Origin of the sequence: Sulfurospirillum sp. hDNRA2 (assembly GCF_024206095.2) — a bacterium.
Lineage (GTDB): Bacteria > Campylobacterota > Campylobacteria > Campylobacterales > Sulfurospirillaceae > Sulfurospirillum.
Genome location: NZ_CP159800.1, coordinates 2,328,130 through 2,344,568 on the forward strand (window position 1 = coordinate 2,328,130; position 16,439 = coordinate 2,344,568).

Genomic DNA, 16,439 nt, shown 5'->3' on the forward strand with positions numbered 1-16,439 from the left:
ACGAAGAAAAAGCACTCAAGGTGCATGGGCATCGCGCCAAGGACGACTCGGTGTTAACGGAGGCTCTGACGTTTTGCCCTAAAGTTCTGCAAGAACGCTATTGATTAATCGCATTGTACCCAATTTTTAGGTACAATTTTTCACGACAAGATTTTGAAAATAAAAAGGTTTTTATGAACGCATTTTCTTCGATTGAGGCGATTACGCTTCAACACTCCACTCGCCATATGGATAAGATTCAAGCGCAATTTCCCCAAGCACACACGCAAAAAGCCGTTGAAGCTTTTGTAAAACTCGATAAAGGGGTCGTTTTTATTTACACGGGATTTTACGTTGCGGGCTTCGCCGAAACGGACGGGCCCATAGGTGCTTATTTTCTCGCAAAGACGTTTCAGACGTTGGGTTTCACGCCCGTCATCATTACCGACCACTTTTGCGAAGACTACTTTTTTGAATTTAAAACGCTCTACATCCCTCTTGAGGGACTGTTTAAAGAGCAATACGAACTCTTGCTCAACACCTACAAACCCGTATGCCATTTTGCGATCGAACGTTGCGGACAAAACAAAGAGGGCCAGTACCTCAATGCGCGCGGCGTCGATATTAAGGAGTTTACCGCACCCGTAGACGAACTCTTCAAACTGGGCTCGAAAACCGCTCCGAGTTTCGGTATCGGCGACGGCGGTAACGAAATCGGTATGGGAAGCTTCGCCGAAGTGCTCCAAAACAAAGAATTTTTTTACGACTATTGCGTCATTGCTTGCGACTACCCGATGATTGCTTCGGTCTCCAACTGGGGCGGATACGGCTTTATCGCCGAGCTTGAAAAAGTCTTACATGTAAACGTTTTACCTAGCTTTGAAGAGGTTGAAAATTACCTTGCATTTATCGTTTCAAAAGGCTCGGTGGACGGCATCAAGCGCGAATCCACCATGTCCGTGGACGGTAAAGAATGGTCGATAGAACCCCAAATACTTCAAGCACTCAAAGAGTACGCTACGAAAGGATAAACGATGAAAGTCATCTGTCCCAACTGCTTGGCAACCAACAACGTTCCCAAACTCGAAGTCTATAAAAAAGCCAATTGCGGCAAATGCAAAGAGAGTTTGCTCGACCCTCATCCCATCGCCCTCTCAAGCGATACGATCGATGCGATTTTGGAAAGTACCGACGTACCCGTCATCGTCGACTTTTGGGCGCCGTGGTGCGGACCTTGCAAAGCCTTCGCCCCCACATTCCAACAAGCCGCCCGCGCTTACCCGCTTCGCGTTTTGTTCGCCAAAGTGGACACCGAAGCCGAGCAGTTTTTAGCCTCTCGCTTTAAAATCCGCTCTATCCCGACCTTAATCGTTTTTAAAGACGGCAAAGAGATAGAGCGTGTCAGTGGTGCGATGAGCGATGAAGATTTGGATGCGTTTGTGGAGAGGTTTTTGTAATTTACATGTAAGCTTAGTTGCTTACATGTAAGAAATACGGACAGATAAAAAGGCTATTCAAAATGTTGTGCTTAAAGGCTCTGCCAATTTTTTCTTGATCTCTGCAAGTTCTATTTTGTATCCTAAACTTCAAAATTCGTTAAAAATCTCAAAACCTGCTCGTTCTTCACATTCTCTACTTTAGCGTGCGCTATGGCATCTTCAAGCATAATCTTTTCTGTTGTGACTAGAGAAATCAACTCTGCCTTGTATTCAGGCAATTTATGTGCGATTACTTCCCAAACGATCTCTTCATCAATGCCAAAATAGCCATGATTGATTTGGTTGCGAAAATCGACGATGCGACGGTATTCACTTTTTAGAAGTCCACTGTTTAACAGCGCTTTGGTAGCTTCGCCGATGATCTCAAGTTCTCTAATGCACGCATCCCATGCCATTTCATGAGAGAGCAGTTCAGCTCCGTTTTGAATCTTACATGTAAAGCGGGAAATTTTGTCGATAGCGATGAAAATATCGACGATGTAAAGGCTTATATCGCGGTTAGACATAGAGCACTTCGCGGGCAATTTTCTCTTTGATGAGATTGCGTATGGACTTTTCAAGCCCCAAATCGACTTTCGCTCCCAACTCTTTTTCGAGAAGTTCTTTAAGCGCATAGTAGTTGTCAAAACTTGAGGGCATATCGACGATGATGTCGATGTCGCTTTGTGGGGTTTGCTGCTCTTTGGCGTAACTTCCAAAAAGCCCTATCTTTTTGACATTAAACTGCTCTTGTAAGAAAGGTTTGTGCGTTTTGAGATAGTCTAAAATCAACTCTTTGGTCATAAGCCACTTCCTCTTTTTAGTGCTTCTATTGTATCAAAAAAAGAGTTTTTTGTGCATTATCTTTCATTCTGAAATATTTTTAACGCCTCAACTCCCACTTTGCTACCATACTCTTATAAATCAAAACTGAGGTGCATGATGGTTCTTGGCAAATGTCCGTATTGCGGCGGTAGTGTCATCTCGCAAAAGTTGACTATACAAGGTCAAAAGGTCAATCTTTATGCGTGTGAGCATGCGAAAAAAGAGCGGGACATCAACGATGATTATGTGTTTAGCAGTGAGGCAACGTGTCGGTTTCGGGTTTACTCAAACACCTTTTTGCGCTGGAACAAGCGAAGTTTGAGCGAGTATGAGATGAAACAGCTTTTAAAGGAGGGGCAGATCGCGGTGCGGTTGCATGGGCGAAAAGGCACAGGAGAGTATTTTAAATACGTCATCCCCGATCCCGAATATGGCGTGAGTATTGTATGGGATAGCGAGGTCGCTTAGGACTTACATGTCACGATTTTACGGGTTGATTTGAGGGGACGGCATATCGATGAAATAGCCTTGCGAATAGTCGATGCCGAGCTGTTTGACGGTGGAAAGAACCGTGCTAGAGTGCACAAACTCCGCGACCGTTTTAATGCCCATTTTTTTGGAAAACGCGACGATGGTTTCGACGACGATTTGAGCATTTTTGTCTTTGTCGATGTCTTTGATGAGGCTTCCGTCGATCTTGATAAAATCGGGATTGAGCTTGATGATGTAGGAAAAGTTGGAAAAGCCGCTTCCAAAATCATCGATGGCGACTTTGGCACCGTAGCGTTTGATCTCGTTGAAAAAATGGACGACTTTATTAAAATCGTTTACTTTTTCCGATTCTAAAAGCTCGAAGGTCAAACGCTCTCCCATACGGGAATCGTGAAGTTTTTGGATAATAAAATCGTAAATGTCTTGATTGACGATGTCTTCAAAAGAAAGGTTGATGCTAAAGTCATAACTATTGTGCTCGAAAATCTCAAAGGTTTTTTCGATGATCGTCGTCGTAATTTTGTCGTAAACTTTGATCATTTTGGCAACGGGAATGAAGTTGTGCGGCGTGTGAATAATGCCCTCTTCGTCGATCATACGCGAAAGCGACTCGAACTTGACCACGACGCCCGTTTCGTTGTCGATAATCGGCTGAAAATAAGGAACGATGCCCGAGCAATCAACGATGGCTTTGCGCACTTTGGTTGCGTATTTGAGGTTATTTTCGTACTCTTGCGCAAACGGCATCGAGTCTTCGAAAATCCAGTATTTGAGTTGTTTCTTTTTCGCAAACTTTTGCGCCATGCTGACTTTGGAAAAAATATCGTCGTTGCTCTCGCTTGCACTGGAAGACAAGGTCGAATCGACGTAAATTTCCGTTTGTGCGTACGCATACTTGATGTGCGTTAGTTTTTTGCACAATTGGCTAACGTAGGCTTTCAGCGTGTAAAAATTCATTTTTTCCGAAAGCAAGATCGCAAATTCGTCTCCGGCGATGCGGTAAACGCGCGTATCGCTTAGCTCGCTTTTCAGTGTTTTTGCAAATGACTCTAAGATAAAATCACCCACGACAAAACCGTAAAAATTGTTTAAAAGTTTGAAGTTATCGATATTAGCGATGATTAACGTAAAGCGTGTCGCCTCTTCAAGATCGTGTCGCAATTGGTACAGGTTGGGAAGTCCCGTCAAAGGGTCGATATAAAATTGCTCGATAAGGCTTTTTTGCATGACGTGGAGTTCGCGACTAAGAAGTTTGACTTTGTCTTGCAACGCCGTTGCGCTCGATACATCCCTATTCATCACATGACCTTATGGCATTTTTTGAGATTCGCTTATAATTGTACCGAAAAAGAGAGAAATTTAAAGCGTGCCGTTTTGCTATCGTATTTTACGAAAGGTTTTGCTAGAATCATTGCTAAAAACATCAAGGAAAAACTATGAAACGTTTATGTCTAATGATGACGATTTTCTTTCTCCTCAACGCCTATGCCGCGCCTAGAACAAAAGAAGTCGAGGTGCCTAGAACGGCGTATCAAGATATTTATAAATATTACGTCCTTGAAGAAAGCAAGAAAGCTACTAATTTTCAAGTGATTTATAAACGCGTGGGTGCAAGCTCGTTTGACTACGGTATCGTCGAGATCAATTGCGCGGGAAAAGTGATTCGCTTGCTCGGGAAAAGTGTCAAATCCGTACGCGACATCAATACCGACAATCCTTCTCCTTGGATCGCGCCTCCGCTTAGAACGATCGAATCGGATATGATCGCTTACGTTTGCCGTTAAGAGAGCAGTTGTTGTAAAAGCGGTTTCATTTGAGCGTAATCGTCACGTTTGCTAAACACTTCCATCAGTTGCATTTTTGCCGCATACACCTGTGAATCAAAATAGGTCATAGACGTACCAAAATCAAGTCCGCTTATGCCCAATGCATGCATGGCTTCCCAAACTTCAGGAGTACTGAAAGCCTGCGTCGTTTTTTCGACCGCAAGACGGCTTAGCCACGCGTTATCGCCTTTGTTCGCACCCGTCGAATCGTAGTGCAATAAAAAGTCTTCAAAGCTTGCATCTTCGCCTTTGACGGAAGTGTAAAGTGCATAACTTGCACCAGCGTACGGGTCAATCTCGAAAAGTCGGCTGTCCATGATCTGCTCCTTGTTCTTCGTTAAAAGCAAGCAAAAAACATACCTTTTCGAAACTCGGGGAGATCTCTCCCCGAAGCTTCAATTTTATTCAAACGCCGGGAACGGTCCTACGACGCCAACCCACGACTCAATGTCTTGCGGCGAGCTTTTTTTGTCTTTATCGCTCTCGCCGTAAGGATGTTGCACGACCGCAGTCAAATAAGCGTTACCGCCGATGTTAGGATACCAAAACGGAGAGGTTGTTTCAGAACCGTAAGGGGTCGTAAAAATACGCGTTAGCTTCTTCGTTTCGACGTTATACGCCCACATGTAATCGATTTGGCGTAGATTCGTATCTTCTCCGATAATGAGAAGGTTGGAGTTTTTGATAAACGTCAGATTGTCCGGCTCGGCAATCGCGTCGACGGAGCATTTATTGCCCTCGTAATCGCTCCCTTTAGGATAAGTCTTCATTTCGCCCATTACTTCGCCGACGAACGTTGTCGCAACCATCGCACTCGCAAGCGGCGCACCGTTTGTATCTTTTTGTCCGGAGACGATATCTAAACGGTAAACCCCGCCGCAGTCGTTACGCGGAAGTTTGATGTGATTACCGCCGCCTTGGTCGTACTTATCGCTTGCTTCACCGCTTTTTTTGTAGTCTTCCATCCCGTAAAGTACGCGGCTAATCGCGATATAGAGCTGATTGGTTTTTGGATTGAACGTAATGCCCTCTTTTTTATTGAACTCCGTCGTCGCACCGAGGTATGCCGCATAACGTCGCGCTTCGAGGCGTGAAGCGGCTATCTCCATGCCCTCTTTGAGTTTCAAACATTCAAAACCCCATGAAGTATTGACGGAACGAAAATCCGCCGGACATTTGCCGTTCATGTCTTTGGCGACTTCAAACATAGCGTCGATGGAGAGCTTTTTATCGACGTAACTTCTGATTTGGGCGTCGCTTGCATGTCCGAGATTGATCCACGTGAGGTTAAAAGCACCTCCGTTACGATCGCTTTTTTGTTCCAACTTTGCCGAATAAAGCGTTCCGGCACTAAGATCTTTGGGCTGATCGGCAATAAACATAAACAGTGCGCCGTTCACGCCGTCATCGGTTAGGTAGACGGTTTTTTCATCGGGCATAACGTAACCTAACTCATGCGCAAAGCGTCCCATCGCATAGTGCTTGACGTATTTCGTGTCGCCTTTGTCGCTGGTGATGGTCACTTCGGGCATCCAACCCCAATAGTAAGGATTGAGCGCTTTTTCGCCTTCTTTAAAGTAAAGCGTGAAGTTAAAGTAGTATTCGTCTTTAGCTAAAGCTCTCGCGTTAGGTTCATACTCTTCGCTACCGAGATGGCTTCCCCACGGCGTTTTCATACCTGCACAGTGAACCCAACCGCCGTAATAATCTGCTTGGGAAATAGGGCTGGTTGCAACGGCTTTTAAGCCGCCCTCAGCCGTTTTTTCGAGTCTGGAAATGTACATCGCGCCCGGTCCGCATTCAAATTGGGTAATCGCGTACAATTGTCCGTTGCGTTCATGCAAGGTCGTATGATCGGGGCCTGAACCGTCTTTACTCGTTTTACAGACGAAAGGGCTTCCGTCTTTGTGGTTGATCGGCACACCCGCTTCATTTTTGATTTGACCGAAAATCTCGGTTGTTTTGCCGTCTAAACTCGGTAAAACTTGACCTGTTCGAGCAATCGTATGCCAACCGATTTTATAACTTTTGCCGTTAATCGTCACCTCTTCGGAGGTTAGGATTTGCCTTTTTTGCGCATCGCTAATCGGTGCGTCGACGGATTTGAACGCAATGTCGTTCAAGGATTGCGACGAGACGGAGGGTTGAGTCGTGCTACAGGCCGTGAAAACCAAGCCGAGCAACGCCGCACCGGTAACGCTTTTTAAAACGGTGTAAGCCATAGTTCTTTCCTTTCAATCGTAATAAAGTTTACTGTGTAATCTTAAAATCAATTCATTACGGCTCTATTACAAACGTGTGACATTTTACAGTCTCAAAGGCGTAATCAAATCGAAACCCTTGCACTTTATAATGAAGCCATCCCAACACAAGAGCGACACGATGCTAAAGCCATCTCTTTTTTTAAGCACTTTTTGCGCACTTCTACTGACTGCCGACGAGGTCGATCTAAAAAACACGCACCTTGTTAACGAAACGGCGTATATTACAAGCCAGTGTTACACAAAAACCGAGGACGAACACCACAAAAATATCCTGCACAACCCCTGTTTTAGTTGCCATATTAAAAATAAAATTCCCAATTACACGCTTTACGACGACGATTTACAACTTGCTTACGACTTTCCTTCTTCCGCACTGAAAAACCCGTGGACCAATCTCTTTTTAGACCGAAGCGAAGCGGTGCATAACATCACCGATGAAGAAATCTTGCGCTACGTCAGGGAAGACAACTACCGAAGAAACGGTCAAATCATTTTGAAAGAAAAGCTCACGCATCTCCCTTCGGCTTGGGACGCCGACGATAACGGCGTTTGGGACGGGTATATTCCCGATTGTTATTTTACGTTCGATCACGAAGGTTTTGATAAAGACCCAAGCGGTGCGTACACGGGTTGGAGGGCTTTTGCCTATTACCCTTTTTTAGGAACGTTTTGGCCGACAAACGGTAGTACCGATGACGTGATGATTCGCCTTGATTCGCCTTTTCGGCAAGACGAAAACGGAAGGTTTAATAAAGAAGTTTACACGCTCAATCTTTTAATCGTCGAAGCGTTAATCAAACAAAAAAGCCTTGCGATCGACCCTGTAGACGAAAGACGTTACGGCGTTGATTTGAACCAAAACGGCATTCTCGATACCGCACGTGAAATCGTCTTTCGTTGGGAACAACCGGCGTACGACGCTACCGCGATGAAACTTTCCAACTTTAGCATGAGTTACGTCGGAAAAGCCAAAGCCCTATTGGAGTCCAACGACTACCTCATCGCGCCGGGGCTTTACCCGAAAAACACGGAATTTCTCCACTCCGTTCGCTATATCGACGTCAATCCAAAAGGCGAAATCGTCTTAGCTCCCCGCATGAAAGAGCTTCGCTACGCCAAAAAACTCTTTTGGTATCCTTACTTCCAGCTCTCAAACGCCGGAATGGAAGAGGTCAAAGAGAAAGAAAGCTCCCCCGATAACGTCGACAAATACGTCGGGAACATCGAAACGGGTTTGAACAATAAACTCGGTTGGTACTATCAAGGTTTCATCGAAGATGCCCGAGGTGAACTACGCCCGCAAAGTTATGAAGAGACGCTTTTTTGCATGGGATGCCATAGCAATATCGGAGCGATTGCCGATAGTACCTTTGTGTTTCAACGAAAATTCGAAAAAGGAACGTATCAAAACGGGTGGTACCATTGGAGCCAAAAAGGATTTAAAAATATTCGCGATCGAATACTACCTAACGGCGAAAGCGAGTACGTCCGCTACCTCAAAAACAACAACGCCGGCGACGAATTTAGAGACAATCGTGAGATTATGGAGAAGTTTTTCGTTCAAGGATGGGAAAAAGACGAAGCGAACGTTCAAAAAGAGTTGCTGGCCAAACTCGAAAACCCCAACGTGCGCCTAGACGCATTTTGGAAGCTCAAAAAAGAGGCGATCAAACGCTTGCAAAACGATATATCGTACTTACTTTTACCCTCTCTCCCTCGTGCGCTAACGCTCGATAAAGCTTACAAAATCATTGTCGAAGAGCAAAGTTTTCGCTACGGTCGAGACGCACATGTCACACCCGTAACCAACGTGCATCGGGAAGTAAAATCCAAACAAATGACGCACCTTGAAAAAATAGAGCACTAAACAATGCCGTATCATGAATTTTTAGGGATCATCGTTGCATGGCAAAAAACGATCAACGATAGCATCGTACAAGCCTTTGAAACGCTTGAAGCACAACCGAGCCTCGATATTTACGTGACGATCGTGCTCAGTGCTTTTGTGTACGGCTTGGTTCATGCGTTAGGACCGGGTCACGGGAAAATGGTTATCGCAAGTTATTTTTTAGTGCACGGTTCTAAAATGCGCGACGCGCTCAAAGCAGCTTTTCTCACCTCCCTTGTGCATACGCTTTCGGCACTGAGCGTGACGCTGGTGCTCTATCTTTTCTTTGAACAGACGATCATGCGCCATTTCACACTGATTAACACGTACATGTACAAACTCTCCGGTGCTTTAATTATCGTCATTGCATGTCTCTTATGGTTTGAAATACGTAAAATACATCGGGAAGAGTGTCCCGACACACAACCCTCTTCACTTTTAAAAATTGCTTTTTCCGTAGGTATCGTACCCTGTCCCGGCGTGATGAGTATCGTTTTATTTGCGATGATACTGGGTTACTACGCCTTAGGTATCGCAAGTGCGATGAGTATGAGCCTTGGGATGGGCATTACGATGTCTTTGGCGGCAATCGCTTCGACGCGTTTCAAACAAACCGTGGCGCACAATCGTTATGAAACCCTATTTCAAGTGCTGAGTTATGCGGGCGTCGGACTGCTTTTGTGCCTTGGAATCGCACTGGTGCTATGAAACCGTTGCTCTTCTGGATAGGCTTACATGTAAGCTTATGGGCGCATCCGCATTTTTTTATCGACACCGACGTAACGATTGAAAAAACGCACATCCTGCATCGTTGGACTTTCGACGCTTTAAACTCAAAACTGTTACTTTTTGAGTTTGATAGCGACAAGAACGGTGTTTTAGATCACGAAGAAGCTTCGCGATTTTTGAAGGCACACTTTTATCCTTTGGAAGCCAATCGTTACAATATCGTTTTGCAAAGCGCTGAAAACGAACTCCTCGTCAAACCTAGCGACGTTAACGTGACGGTGGAAAAAAAGCGCATTATCGTCGCTTTCGTAACGCAAAACGCCTTAAGCAAGCCTTCTACGCTCTGTACGATCGACGCAACGCTTTACATCGCTTACGCACTTCGCAATGTGCAAAGCCTCTATGCCTACGAAGTGCAAAAAAGCGATGTCGATTTTTGTTTAGGAGTAACGCCGTGAAACGATTATTTTTTGTATTGGCGTGTACGACAGCTCTGTTCGCACACCCGGTCAGTTATACGATCAACCTCAAAGTCGCTTATGACGATGCCCGCCAAAGCGTTACCGTCGAATGTGAAAGCGACAGTCGCAACAAATGCGGTTTGCACGATTTTCGCCTGATAAACGCTCATGGCGATGTTTTAACGACTGCCTCTTTCCCGTTTATGAAAGAGAGCACGAGCGTTTCATGCCCTAGCAAACCCGCCAAGATGATTTTTTATCTACGGCAGATCCCCGAACATACGTATGAGGTTATTTTTGATTAAACGTCAAATAAAATCTTTTCATTGATAAAAATCGGTTATAATCTAATCATCACCACTTTAAAGGAGACATCATGGCAAAGAAGATTTTGTTTATCGTCGGAGATTTCGTAGAGGACTACGAGATTATGGTGCCTTTCCAAGCGCTTGCGGCCGTAGGTCATCACGTTACCGCCGTTTGTCCTAACAAAAAAGCGGGCGAATTCGTGCGTACCGCCGTGCATGATTTTGAGGGAGACCAAACCTACAGCGAAAAACCCGGTCACAACTTTACGCTCAACGGTACGTTTGATGCGATCCATGCCGCCGATTTTGACGCTTTGGTCATTCCAGGAGGCAGAGCACCCGAATACTTAAGGCTCAATCCAAAAGTCTTAGAGTGCGTACGTCACTTCGCAACTGCCCATAAACCTATCGCCGCCATCTGCCACGGCGCGCAACTCTTAGCCGCCGCCGACGTTTTGAGCGGAAAAAGCTGCTCGGCGTATCCCGCATGCGCTCCCGAAGTCACCAAAGCGGGAGGCACGTACGCGTCCATCGAAGTAACCGAAGCCGCAGTTGACGGCAATCTCGTCACAGCACCCGCTTGGCCCGCCCATCCGCAATGGATCGCCAAATTTTTAGAGGTTTTAGGTACGAAAATCACCTTGTAATCTTTACATGTAAGAAAAGAGAAGAGCGTCTCTTTTCTTACACAACGACGTTAAAACGTCTTGAAAGTAACGATAAAAGGAGAAAACCGGTATGTTACGTATAGGCATTTATATCTTCGATCAGGTCGAAGTGCTCGATTTTGCCGGACCGTTTGAGGTTTTTACGACGGCGACGCGCGTGTTTTTAAAGCATGCAAAAGGTACAAATGCTCCTTTTGAAGTCGTCACGATCGCACGTACGAAAGCGGCGATTCGCGCACGCGCGGGATTGGTTATTGCTCCCGATTTTACGATCGATAACCATCCGAAACTCGATGCGCTCTTGATTCCCGGCGGCGTCGTGGACGAAGAACTCAAAAGCCAAGCGTTGTGCGAGTGGATTCAAACCGTCGTACCGACGACGAAACTCAGTGCTTCCATTTGCACGGGTGCTTTTTTATTGGCACGAGCGGGATTGCTTGAAGGGAAAAAAGCGACCACGCATTGGGAAGACATCGATGATTTAAAAGCGATGTTTCCCCACACGAACGTCGTCGAAAATGTCCGATGGGTCGATGAAGGGCATATCGTCACATCTGCGGGTATCTCGGCGGGCATCGATATGAGCTTGCATTTGGTGCGTCGCCTTGTCGATAACGATTTAGCCGAAAAAACGGCACGCCAGTTGGAATTCGACTGGACGCAAAACGGATAATCGGAGGCTCGGAGGCGTTGATGTCGTTTATCTCGCATTTAGATCATCTGGTTTTAACCGTTGCCGACATCGACGCAAGCGTGGCATTTTACACGCGTGTTTTGGGGATGGAAGAGGTAAATTTTAAAGGTCGTAAAGCCTTAAAATTTGGACATAGCAAAATCAATCTTCATCAAATCGGACATGAGTTTGAGCCCAAAGCCGCACACCCCACCGCAGGCTCAAGCGATCTTTGTTTTATCACCCAAAAACCCATCGACGGAATTTTAACTCATCTCAAAACGTGCAATGTCGCGTGCATCGAAGGACCCGTCAAACGAACGGGCGCAAGAGCAAAACTCCTCTCCGTCTATTTTCGCGACCCCGACGGCAATCTGATCGAAGTTGCGAATGAGATAGACTCATTAAATTGTACTCTTTTTTATTGATTGACTTTATAAAACCCACATTATTGATTTGCATCTTGTAAAATTTTTTTAAGATTTGCTTCGCAATTATGCACAAAATGAATTCTTTCTATTCCAGCATAATTTTCATACTCTAATTCTTCTATTCTACATAATTGAGTTTTAATACGATCTAGAAAAATCTTTAATTTATCTTGAGAGATAGAACCGTTAAGTTTTTTAAAAATACCAATATACTGATTTACCCTTCTATATTTCTGATCTGAAGCTTCTATATTTTTGAGTAAATTATCTGCTTCAAAAAATAAATCATAACATTCGGGAATCGAGGTAGTGCTTTTCAAAGCCAATTCTAAATCATATCTTGCTTCAACAGTATCGATATAATTAAGTATATATTTTTCACTGATATTTTTTGCTTTTTTCCTTGCCATACCTATCATTTCTTTAGCTGTATCAAAACGCTTTCTTGCTAAATTTAAAATAGCCAACTGTACCCAATAATTCGGTTCATTTTCTTGCCAACTGAGATCATTTTTAAGTTGTTCAAAATAATGCACAAGCACATCATAATTATCTTTTGTAAAAAGCTTAGATAGCGACACATATTTGACTAACTCTTTAAATATTTTTTCAAATTCAAGATTGAGAGCTTTATCATTTAGATTTTCTTTCTGTTTATTATAATCAGCTATTACTGCAAACTTTAAAAACACCTCTTTTTTAATACTATCTAAATAATGATTTTGCACTAAATAAATCAAAAATATTGGTGATTTAGCTTCTATAGTATCTCCGTCAATCGAAAAAAAGTTCTTAAATACCTTGTGTTCCAACAATATACTATCTCTTATATTACTATTATTTGTTAATATTCCAATAGTGGAGAAAGAGAGTTCACAATTTAATACTCCAAGTAAACAAAGCGCAATAAAAGTATCTCTATATTTCCCGTTACCAAGATTATTCAACTCTGTAAAATCTTTTTTAATAAGCTTAGCAATTTGATCTGATTTTAAAATTTCTAATAAAAAATTAGGAAGAGAAAAACCACACTCTACCTCAATTAATGATTTTAAACTTTTAGTAGAATAGTTTCCAACAATACCAATATTTTCTACAATCTTAATAAGCTGCTCCACATCAGAATCGCCCATCTTGTCAAGTGAAAAAAGTTTTGCTTGTGAGGGTATATCACAGTTAATTATCTGTTTTATGCCTCTACGACTAAAGCTTACACAATGAATTATAGGGCTATTGATAGTATATATATGTTCTAGCACTTCATAATTTTGTTCTGCATTGTCTACCAAAATATATACTTTTTGCTTATAGTGTTCTAATATTTTTTCTACATCACCTATATAATCACCGCATCTATCATGTACTATAAAAACAGTTTCGGCAAGGTTCGCTAGTTTACTAGCTATTATCTTCATACCAATACTTTTACCGGTGCCTAAATCTCCCGTAATATGCACATAATTATGTTGACTCATTATGCCAAGCACCTTTTCAGTCCAATCGGGAATAATTAAATGCTTATTCTTTTGACAGTTTTGAATAGCTTGGTCAATATAATTTTCATTACATCTCCCAAAAATTAAAAAATCTCTTATCATATCATGAGAAATTTCTTCTAGATCATCCGATATAGAATATTTTTTGAGACTTTCGTAGATGATTTCCTTTGTTAGAGAATACTCTTTAATCAAAGCTTGTTGTGAAGAAATATAGTCAGCAAATTTTTCTATCCCTATATTAATGACTTTACCGTATTGTTGTTCTTTTTTAATTTTATCGCACGGCTTTTCTCGCGTAATAAAATATATTTTATTTTTTAGCTCATCTTTATTTTTGAAAAGTAATTTTTCGATATTGTAATCATATATCGAATAACCTATAAATACGATTGCTGAAGATGAGGCTAATTCTTTTTGAAAGTGATCAACCCATATAGAATCATTGAGTGCATCATTGTATAAGTAAGAAGAATCTGTTAGCTTAAAGCTAGTGTTCAATGTTTCATTATTGAGACAATCAATATGTCCATTAATATGAACACATAAGTTTTTTTCTTTCAGATGTTCCGTTGGGCTATCGAAAGTTGTAACGCATTTTATTCTTTTACCATTTTGTACCCCAGCATCTCTAATGACAAAATCATAATTTGTTGTATAAAATCTTCTCCACGGTAGAGCAATAATTGTTTTATGGTAAGGTTTGATCTCTTTTACGGTAAATGTATCTTTCATAAGTTCAATGAGTTCATTTGACATGTCATTATCAATAGCATATTGAGATGCTACTAAAAGATTTTGATGTGATTCTTCTCCTGTCATTTGATCAATCTTATTTGCCAGTACATTGCCTATTGGTACATCATCGTTTTGAATATTGATAGCTCCCGTTGAAAATCCTGCACCTGCGAATAAAATGGCTTTACCCGATGCTATTAACTTTATAAGTCTTACTAGATCACTGTCATTAAAACATTGCGTTTTGATGTCTTTTACAGAAAGCTCATTCATTCTTTTGGCCTTTTTATTAGTGTAGTATAATTGATTTCATGTCAAAAAAATACAAAACAATTCATTTTTATCATTATAAAAGAAATAACTTAATCTTTTAAATAAAAAAGACTCGGAGCCAAATTTCTAATTTTTTTCAACCCTAAATCCCTACATGTAAGAAACCAAAATCCTTTTCTTTTCAACCACCTCAACCGTTAAACGGTACACTCATACATGTAAGCCCCGCTTCGGCTTTGACAAATTCAGTGATGTCGCAGGAGTCGACGTTGTAGCCGAGCGATTTTACAAGGGCGATGCTTTTGGGGAAGGCTTCGTTCATGCAAAGGACGCCGCCCATTTTAAGGACGTTTGCGCCGAAAGGTTCATCCTCTGGCACGGCGATTTGCGTAAAACCTTCAAAGGCATTAGCGTCCACCCACGCGGCGTTGATCAGTACGGTTTTGTCATCGAGCGCGGTGCATCCGGTTTTGAGGTGCAAACACCCCGTGACGTTGACGGGAATGACGCTGTAGCCGTAAGGTTTAATGATGGACTCCAAGGCTTGGATACCTTCCTTATTCGTGCGAGGCGAAAGCCCTACGAAAATCTTCTTGCCGACTTTAAGCACGTCGCCGCCTTCGATTTTGGCGGGAAGTTCGATGCGTTTAACCGTGCGATACTTCGCAAAAACTCGTGCCATCGCTTCACTCTCTTTTCTTCGCGACGCCACGCCCATGGAGGTCAAAACGGCGATCTCGTCAAAGACGATAACGGGGTCTTCCACAAAGACGCTGTCGGGACAATCTTGATTTTCGTCCAAAACGACGACGGTTGCACCGCATCGCTCTAACATCGCGCAATACGCCGCATGTTGGGCGGTCGCTTTTGGCATATCGATGGGTTCGCTTTGTAAAAACGTGAGTTCACAGTTTTGCAATTTTGGGGAAGGTAGGTGCGTTATGGCGTAAAACATTAAAAAAACTCCAATTCTTCTTCATCATTCGAAGGCGTGAGCAGCATCTCAAATTGAATAATGCTCGAAAAAAGCGATGCGTCTAGATAGTGAATATCCACGGCGGTTTTTTCTTTCAACACCGCGTCCGTCCACGCGATTAAATCCTCGACGATCGCGTTTAATATCACCATAATTTTCTTTTGATCGCCGTGCGTCGCCAACAAAGGCATATGCACCGACAATAACGCAGAAAGTTTCGAGAGGGTGAATCCCAAGTCGCGAAATTCCATATTTTTTTCCAAAACGGCGGCATAGGATTGAAATCGTTCGTTGACATGTAAGAAATACGCCTCATCATGCGCAATCGTTTCGTCTTGTACGCTTTGAGCAAGATCGTCGCAACTTTCCAAGATATCTTCAATATCCAACTCGTCGATGCTACCCTCGGCACAAAAATCAACGGCGCTTATTTTCACCGCGTCTTCGTAGTGCATCTTTTGCATATCCGAAGAGAGCACTTCCGAATCGTAGATGAAAAACTCCTCTTTGCTCTCGTTTTCTTTGGCGAACGATTCGTAAACGAACTGCTCGATGCTCTCTATATTTTTTCCGAAGCGGTCTTCGTTTTCGAAATGCTTTTGGTTCCACTCTTTGCACAACGTAAAATAGAGCGAATAAAACTCTCTTAGGTTTTCAACCGGAATAAACTTCTCTTTATGCCTGAGCGCACCCTCTTGGATGTAAGCCCGCGCTCTTTTGAGATTCGCGTAAATATAAACGGTCAGCTTCGACACGGCAAGATTATGAACTTTGGCGACTTCGGGATCTAAAAGGTACTCCGAAAGCCTCGGATCTTCGATAATAAATTTTTCAAAAGGTAAAACCACATCGTCTACCAATGCCTCAAGATTTTTCCTGCTAATTCCCATGCCGACCCTTTCCGTTTAAATCAAAAAAAGCATTGTAGCATAGC

At 42.9% G+C, this 16,439-nt stretch carries 19 protein-coding genes; 11 read left to right on the forward strand and 8 right to left on the reverse strand.

Annotated features, from left to right (window positions below; translation table 11 throughout):
• The first annotated feature begins 173 nt into the window (after positions 1-173).
• Together NL930_RS11465 and trxC are read left to right on the forward strand one after the other, a co-directional pair.
• Positions 174-1,010 carry a DUF4392 domain-containing protein gene (locus NL930_RS11465; protein WP_039672104.1) on the forward strand — a complete coding sequence of 279 codons (837 nt, stop codon included), beginning with the start codon at positions 174-176 and terminating at the stop codon, positions 1,008-1,010.
• Positions 1,011-1,013: 3 nt separating this feature from the next.
• Complete coding sequence (gene trxC, locus NL930_RS11470; RefSeq protein WP_254376751.1) at positions 1,014-1,436, forward strand: thioredoxin TrxC; 423 nt, start codon at positions 1,014-1,016, stop codon at positions 1,434-1,436.
• 122 nt (positions 1,437-1,558) lie between these two features.
• On the opposite strand, the gene NL930_RS11475 is transcribed toward trxC, so the two are convergent.
• Both NL930_RS11475 and NL930_RS11480 read right to left on the reverse strand, forming a co-directional pair.
• Complete coding sequence (locus NL930_RS11475) at positions 1,559-1,984, reverse strand: DUF86 domain-containing protein (protein WP_254376752.1); 426 nt, start codon at positions 1,982-1,984, stop codon at positions 1,559-1,561.
• Positions 1,977-2,261 (reverse strand): nucleotidyltransferase family protein, encoded by a 285-nt coding sequence (locus tag NL930_RS11480; RefSeq protein ID WP_254376753.1) that lies wholly within the window; start codon positions 2,259-2,261, stop codon positions 1,977-1,979. The genes NL930_RS11475 and NL930_RS11480 overlap by 8 nt, the downstream gene beginning before the upstream one ends.
• Before the next feature lie 138 nt (positions 2,262-2,399).
• On the opposite strand from NL930_RS11480, the gene NL930_RS11485 reads away from it, so the two are divergent.
• Positions 2,400-2,750, forward strand: coding sequence for a hypothetical protein (locus tag NL930_RS11485; RefSeq protein ID WP_060826666.1), 351 nt, complete (start codon positions 2,400-2,402; stop codon positions 2,748-2,750).
• 18 nt (positions 2,751-2,768) lie between these two features.
• Here the strand turns inward: NL930_RS11485 and NL930_RS11490 are convergent, their stop codons facing one another.
• Positions 2,769-4,073 (reverse strand): EAL domain-containing protein, encoded by a 1,305-nt coding sequence (locus NL930_RS11490; protein WP_254376754.1) that lies wholly within the window; start codon positions 4,071-4,073, stop codon positions 2,769-2,771.
• A gap of 137 nt (positions 4,074-4,210) precedes the next feature.
• On the opposite strand from NL930_RS11490, the gene NL930_RS11495 reads away from it, so the two are divergent.
• On the forward strand, positions 4,211-4,558 hold the full coding sequence (locus tag NL930_RS11495) for a hypothetical protein (RefSeq protein WP_254376755.1): 348 nt from the start codon (positions 4,211-4,213) through the stop codon (positions 4,556-4,558).
• On the opposite strand, the gene NL930_RS11500 is transcribed toward NL930_RS11495, so the two are convergent.
• Both NL930_RS11500 and NL930_RS11505 read right to left on the reverse strand, forming a co-directional pair.
• Positions 4,555-4,917 (reverse strand): hypothetical protein, encoded by a 363-nt coding sequence (locus NL930_RS11500; protein ID WP_254376756.1) that lies wholly within the window; start codon positions 4,915-4,917, stop codon positions 4,555-4,557. The genes NL930_RS11495 and NL930_RS11500 overlap by 4 nt on opposite strands.
• Positions 4,918-5,001: 84 nt before the next feature.
• Positions 5,002-6,822: a PhoX family phosphatase gene (locus NL930_RS11505; RefSeq protein ID WP_254376757.1), complete on the reverse strand. Its 1,821-nt coding sequence runs from the start codon at positions 6,820-6,822 to the stop codon at positions 5,002-5,004.
• Between the two features lie 160 nt (positions 6,823-6,982).
• Here NL930_RS11505 and NL930_RS11510 point away from each other — a divergent pair, with 160 nt between their 5' ends.
• From NL930_RS11510 to NL930_RS11540, 7 genes are all read left to right on the forward strand, one after another.
• Complete coding sequence (locus NL930_RS11510; RefSeq protein WP_254376758.1) at positions 6,983-8,731, forward strand: hypothetical protein; 1,749 nt, start codon at positions 6,983-6,985, stop codon at positions 8,729-8,731.
• Between the two features lie 3 nt (positions 8,732-8,734).
• Positions 8,735-9,460, forward strand: a complete 726-nt coding sequence (locus tag NL930_RS11515) for a nickel/cobalt transporter (protein ID WP_254376759.1) — start codon at positions 8,735-8,737, stop codon at positions 9,458-9,460.
• A complete protein-coding gene (locus NL930_RS11520; protein WP_254376760.1) occupies positions 9,457-9,939 on the forward strand; it encodes a DUF1007 family protein in 483 nt (160 codons plus the stop codon). Before NL930_RS11515 ends, NL930_RS11520 begins: the two co-directional genes overlap by 4 nt.
• Positions 9,936-10,247, forward strand: coding sequence for a hypothetical protein (locus NL930_RS11525; RefSeq protein WP_254376761.1), 312 nt, complete (start codon positions 9,936-9,938; stop codon positions 10,245-10,247). Before NL930_RS11520 ends, NL930_RS11525 begins: the two co-directional genes overlap by 4 nt.
• Positions 10,248-10,318: 71 nt before the next feature.
• The gene (locus NL930_RS11530; protein WP_254376762.1) at positions 10,319-10,897 is read left to right on the forward strand and encodes a DJ-1/PfpI family protein; all 579 of its coding nucleotides are present in this window, start codon (positions 10,319-10,321) and stop codon (positions 10,895-10,897) included.
• 91 nt (positions 10,898-10,988) lie between these two features.
• Positions 10,989-11,591, forward strand: a complete 603-nt coding sequence (locus tag NL930_RS11535; protein WP_254376763.1) for a DJ-1/PfpI family protein — start codon at positions 10,989-10,991, stop codon at positions 11,589-11,591.
• Positions 11,592-11,611: 20 nt separating this feature from the next.
• The gene (locus tag NL930_RS11540) at positions 11,612-12,019 is read left to right on the forward strand and encodes a VOC family protein (RefSeq protein WP_254376764.1); all 408 of its coding nucleotides are present in this window, start codon (positions 11,612-11,614) and stop codon (positions 12,017-12,019) included.
• Between the two features lie 20 nt (positions 12,020-12,039).
• Here the strand turns inward: NL930_RS11540 and NL930_RS11545 are convergent, their stop codons facing one another.
• The 3 genes from NL930_RS11545 to NL930_RS11555 form a co-directional block, all read right to left on the reverse strand.
• Positions 12,040-14,529, reverse strand: coding sequence for an SIR2 family protein (locus NL930_RS11545; RefSeq protein ID WP_254376765.1), 2,490 nt, complete (start codon positions 14,527-14,529; stop codon positions 12,040-12,042).
• A 190-nt stretch (positions 14,530-14,719) separates the two neighbouring features.
• Positions 14,720-15,484, reverse strand: coding sequence for a dimethylarginine dimethylaminohydrolase family protein (locus tag NL930_RS11550; protein ID WP_254376766.1), 765 nt, complete (start codon positions 15,482-15,484; stop codon positions 14,720-14,722).
• Entirely contained in the window at positions 15,484-16,395 is a 912-nt protein-coding gene (locus NL930_RS11555; RefSeq protein WP_254376767.1) for a hypothetical protein, read from the reverse strand. The genes NL930_RS11550 and NL930_RS11555 overlap by 1 nt, the downstream gene beginning before the upstream one ends.
• Positions 16,396-16,439: the final 44 nt, after the last annotated feature.